The organism is Algoriphagus resistens (genome assembly GCF_001442615.1).
GTDB classification, from domain to species: domain Bacteria; phylum Bacteroidota; class Bacteroidia; order Cytophagales; family Cyclobacteriaceae; genus Algoriphagus; species Algoriphagus resistens.
The window spans coordinates 1-3,851 of record NZ_LMXN01000035.1; the positions used below are offsets into that span (position 1 = coordinate 1).

Below are 3,851 nucleotides of genomic sequence, written 5' to 3' on the forward strand. Positions count from 1 at the left end.
GGGTTTGAATGAGATTCCTTTACCCACAGAATTGATGGATTATAAAGAGCATCTAATTCAAGCGATTCGTAAAGGTGAAGCCAATGATGCCATACCAGTAGATCAGTTTATAGTATCAGAAGAGAAAGTTTTTATGCTTGCTACCGGAAATTATGATTTGAGACTGATAAATTGTCAAGGGGATCTAATAGCAACATTAGAATTGGAAATAAATTAAAAAGAACACGCCAGATAACACTCCATAGCCGCTATGCTACGTAAGGTAACCGTTAAATCCCATAATGCTCCGAAACCGCCTTCAAAATCATATCCCTCATGGATAACTTAGTTTCTCTACCAATCTCATATTTTAGTTTATCGAACATATCGGTTGGAATCCGAAGAATAGATTTTCACACCCTCGGTGTCAAATTCTTTACTGGAAACTTTTTCTTTTTGCTGTGGTTCAGGTTCTGAATTGATCAGCATTCCGAGGCCTCTTTGTTTGGTGCCCAGATTTTTATTGCCCTTGCTCGGATCGCTTAGTATTTTTGCCATTTTGATTTCAGTTTAGTTTGGTGATAATTTCCTCGACTAGCATTTCGTAGTCCTTTGCTCCCTTGGAGTCGGGTGCATATTCAAATATGCTTTTTCCCTGGATCTGGGCTATTGATCTGCGATAAAAAATATTCAAAGCCCGCTTGATTGGATTGACGAAATCCTTAATTTAGTCAAAGTAGAACCCCGAAAACCTGTCTATAATGACGACATAGACGCAATACGGAAACGGGACTGCTGTAACCACAAGTTTTGTATTCAAGTGATTAAATGAGATGATTAAAAGAGTAGTATATTCATTACTATTGGGACTAGTATTTTGTACCGGACAGAGTTTCGGAGAATCAATCATTGGATTTTTCATAACTAGCGCCAGACGGGCAAGTGAAGTGAATTTTGAAGGCGCCATTATGTTCATATGGATAAGGATTGCAGTCCTTTTTCGGGTCGATTAGGTTCTTAGCCATTTTCTTGTTAATTCAGTTTGGCGATAATTTCTTCATCTAGCATTTCATAATCCTTTACTCCATTTGAATCTGGCGCATATTCAAATATGCTCTGTCCCTGCAGCTGGTCTTTGGATTTCCAATATAAATATTCAAAGCCTACTAGATGGTATCGACGAAATCCTTAATTTGGTCACTGTTGAACCCCAAAAACCTGTAGACAATGGTGATATAGACGCAATTAATGGATCCTAGATAAACACAAGTTTTACAGGGCATTACTGCACCAATATGAAAAAGTATTTTATTCTATTCTTCCTTACCACTCTCTTACCTGGATGTGACGACAAAAAGCTAACTCCAAACGAGCTAGTAATTGAATACTATGATGCATTCAACTCTTCTGACTTTACCCGAATAACTACTGTAATAGCCGATAGTATTACCATTGTAGAAGGTGAGTATATCATGTCTTACTCTCAAAAAAGTTTTCACGAGCAATTTAAGTGGGATTCCATTTTCCAACCAAGTTATAAAATAGTCGAACTGGAAAACCAGAATAGCCAGATAATTGCGACTGTGGCTTCAAACTCCAAACGGTACGAATTTCTAAAAAACAATCCTTTGACTTGTAGATACAAGATCTCATTTAACTCTGACAAAATAACAAAGCTTGAAGTACTAGAATGTTTGGATGCTGATTGGAATGTCTGGCAAAAGGAAAGAGATTCCTTAATTAATTGGGTGAACGCTAATCATCCTGAACTTGATGGGTTTATTCACGACTTGACAATGAACGGTGCTATAAACTATCTTGAGGTGATCCAATTGTACGAAGAGAGACAAGACGCCCTGTAACATCGGCTTCCATGAATGGGGTTTTATCGGTCAGGATATTTTCGTGGCACTTGGACTTTCCGCCACGAATTGTAAATTTATTAATCGGTATGGCTATGTGCGAGAGGCAAGGTTAGTGCTTTCTAATCCCCACTCATCATAGCTTGGCGTTGTAGAGTATTTGGCGCAGACTGCAAAATTGATACTTAATGGGATGGTTTGAGAAAATAAAAAAGAAGACCGAGAAAGAAGATGGTAGTTGTGAATTAAAACGGGGTGAAATAAAAACAATCCTGATTGATAATTTCACAACTGAAATCCCTGTTTTCAAATTTACGACTTATAAAAATGGAACATATTTTTTTGAGCGGATTAGAAAAATAATTGAATACAACTTATATGAGACCTTTCATATTTCATTTGGACTAAAAGACAAGAGTTTTGCATGTTCTGTTTCATCAACACTAAATCCGACATATAGATTTACAGGAAACTACAACTCAGGAATTCTCACAAAACATGTCGACTTGATTGTTTTAAAGAAAAAGACAGGAATTATACCTGTTAATGAAGCTTATTATTTTCACAACGGAAGACTTGATACAACAACAAAGGTTGTAAAAGACATAGTGTCTGATTTTAAAAAGCACGGACTAAGATTTTTAGATAAACGAATTGAAGATTTAAAATCTAATGAAGTATTTGAACATGGTCTTAAATTCTACGAGAATATTACGATTGACAGAAAAGAATTGAAAGAGCAAATTGAATTAGAATTGAAGCAGTGCGATTACATTACATCTCGGATTGAACATGACCTATATCTTGACTTGAAAACAAAATTACTAGCGATTCCTAACCAAGAAAAAGAACTAAGGCAAAAGATTCCTGGATTTGCTTATGCATTATTAGAATATTATTTAGAAAATGAATAAAAAACGCCCTGCAACATACGGTATAGCTAATAAAGGTTTCAGTGGTATGCAATGGTTTGTAGCCCACTTTGACTTTTCGTGTGCCTTGATAGAAAATCGCTCGTAATTCTTTAATGGCCATATTGTCAACCGCTGGACTCAATCGCACTCTCATATTAAAGACAAAATGATAGATTCAAAATTTAGAAAATTAAGAACAATAGTTCGTTCTAAATCAAAAGAAGTTATTGACCATATCGCTCTTAATCATGTTCATCGAGGAGAATCTAAAAGAAATGACGCCGAGATTTGTATTTTTTGTTATAATAAAGTTGATGTAACTAAAGAACATGTTTTGCCAACTTGGGCTTTTGCAAATAATTTACAAAGATATTTTGACACTGATATCAATGGAATTAAGCAATTTTATATTAAAGCTGTTATTCCGGCTTGTAGTAACTGCAATAATAATTTACTAGGAAGTATTGAAAAGTATATTTACAATCTATTCAAAAATACTAATTTTAAAGATTCATATTTCTCAAATGAAGAAAAGCAAAATATCATCAGATGGTTGGAATTAATTGAATATAAATTTCAAATACTTGAGGTTAGAAAAAATTTTTGGCATCAAAAGAGCATGGATATATTAAATACCTCGCAGATTTACCAATTTCGGTTTTAAGAGAAAATGTAGATTTTTCTCCAAGTAAAGCCATTCAACAAATTAGAAATTCTAATAAACGAATAGCGATTAAATCAAAAATTGGAAAAGAAAACTCTCTTGTTATATTTAAATCAAAAAACAAGACATTTGATTTTTTTTCATGGCATAGAAAATTTTGTATTTCTTCAAATTCCGGAATTTCAAATTGCTTTATTTTATTTTTATAATAGAGATTATAATTATTACATAGGTTAGCAAGATCTAGTATGAGCGAATTAGGAACATATAATAAAACTGCCGGAATTGCTGTCCTTATGAATAAGCCCAGTGTAAGGCCTGTATGGTTGAATTATGCTAAAAACTGCTTATTTAAACCCTATGCCTTACCCTGACTTCCATTGGTAATGTTTTGAAGGGCTGGATTTAACGTAACGTCTGAGGATTTTTTAT

The 3,851-nt window shown here is 34.2% G+C and carries 4 protein-coding genes and 1 pseudogene; 4 read left to right on the forward strand and 1 reads right to left on the reverse strand.

What is annotated here, in order from left to right:
* Positions 1–217: pseudogene (locus AS141_RS25730) on the forward strand (hypothetical protein); the annotation flags it as partial.
* A gap of 137 nt (positions 218–354) precedes the next feature.
* On the opposite strand, the gene AS141_RS27195 reads toward AS141_RS25730, so the two are convergent.
* Positions 355–537 carry a hypothetical protein gene (locus tag AS141_RS27195; RefSeq protein WP_232425008.1) on the reverse strand — a complete coding sequence of 61 codons (183 nt, stop codon included), beginning with the start codon at positions 535–537 and terminating at the stop codon, positions 355–357.
* A gap of 737 nt (positions 538–1,274) precedes the next feature.
* Between AS141_RS27195 and AS141_RS25740 the strand changes: the two genes are divergently transcribed.
* From AS141_RS25740 to AS141_RS25750, 3 genes are all read left to right on the forward strand, one after another.
* Complete coding sequence (locus AS141_RS25740; protein WP_057940589.1) at positions 1,275–1,841, forward strand: hypothetical protein; 567 nt, start codon at positions 1,275–1,277, stop codon at positions 1,839–1,841.
* A 188-nt stretch (positions 1,842–2,029) separates the two neighbouring features.
* Positions 2,030–2,755 (forward strand): hypothetical protein, encoded by a 726-nt coding sequence (locus AS141_RS25745; RefSeq protein ID WP_057940590.1) that lies wholly within the window; start codon positions 2,030–2,032, stop codon positions 2,753–2,755.
* 166 nt (positions 2,756–2,921) lie between these two features.
* Positions 2,922–3,419 carry a hypothetical protein gene (locus tag AS141_RS25750; RefSeq protein WP_057940591.1) on the forward strand — a complete coding sequence of 166 codons (498 nt, stop codon included), beginning with the start codon at positions 2,922–2,924 and terminating at the stop codon, positions 3,417–3,419.
* The last annotated feature ends 432 nt before the right edge of the window (positions 3,420–3,851 follow it).

What these genes read in the sequence shown, in the direction of transcription:
- AS141_RS27195 (WP_232425008.1), bottom strand. Translation starts at nt 537, where the DNA reads ATGGCAAAAATACTAAGCGATCCGAGCAAGGGCAATAAAAATCTGGGC.
- AS141_RS25740 (WP_057940589.1), top strand. Translation starts at nt 1,275, where the DNA reads ATGAAAAAGTATTTTATTCTATTCTTCCTTACCACTCTCTTACCTGGA.
- AS141_RS25745 (WP_057940590.1), top strand. Translation starts at nt 2,030, where the DNA reads ATGGGATGGTTTGAGAAAATAAAAAAGAAGACCGAGAAAGAAGATGGT.
- AS141_RS25750 (WP_057940591.1), top strand. Translation starts at nt 2,922, where the DNA reads ATGATAGATTCAAAATTTAGAAAATTAAGAACAATAGTTCGTTCTAAA.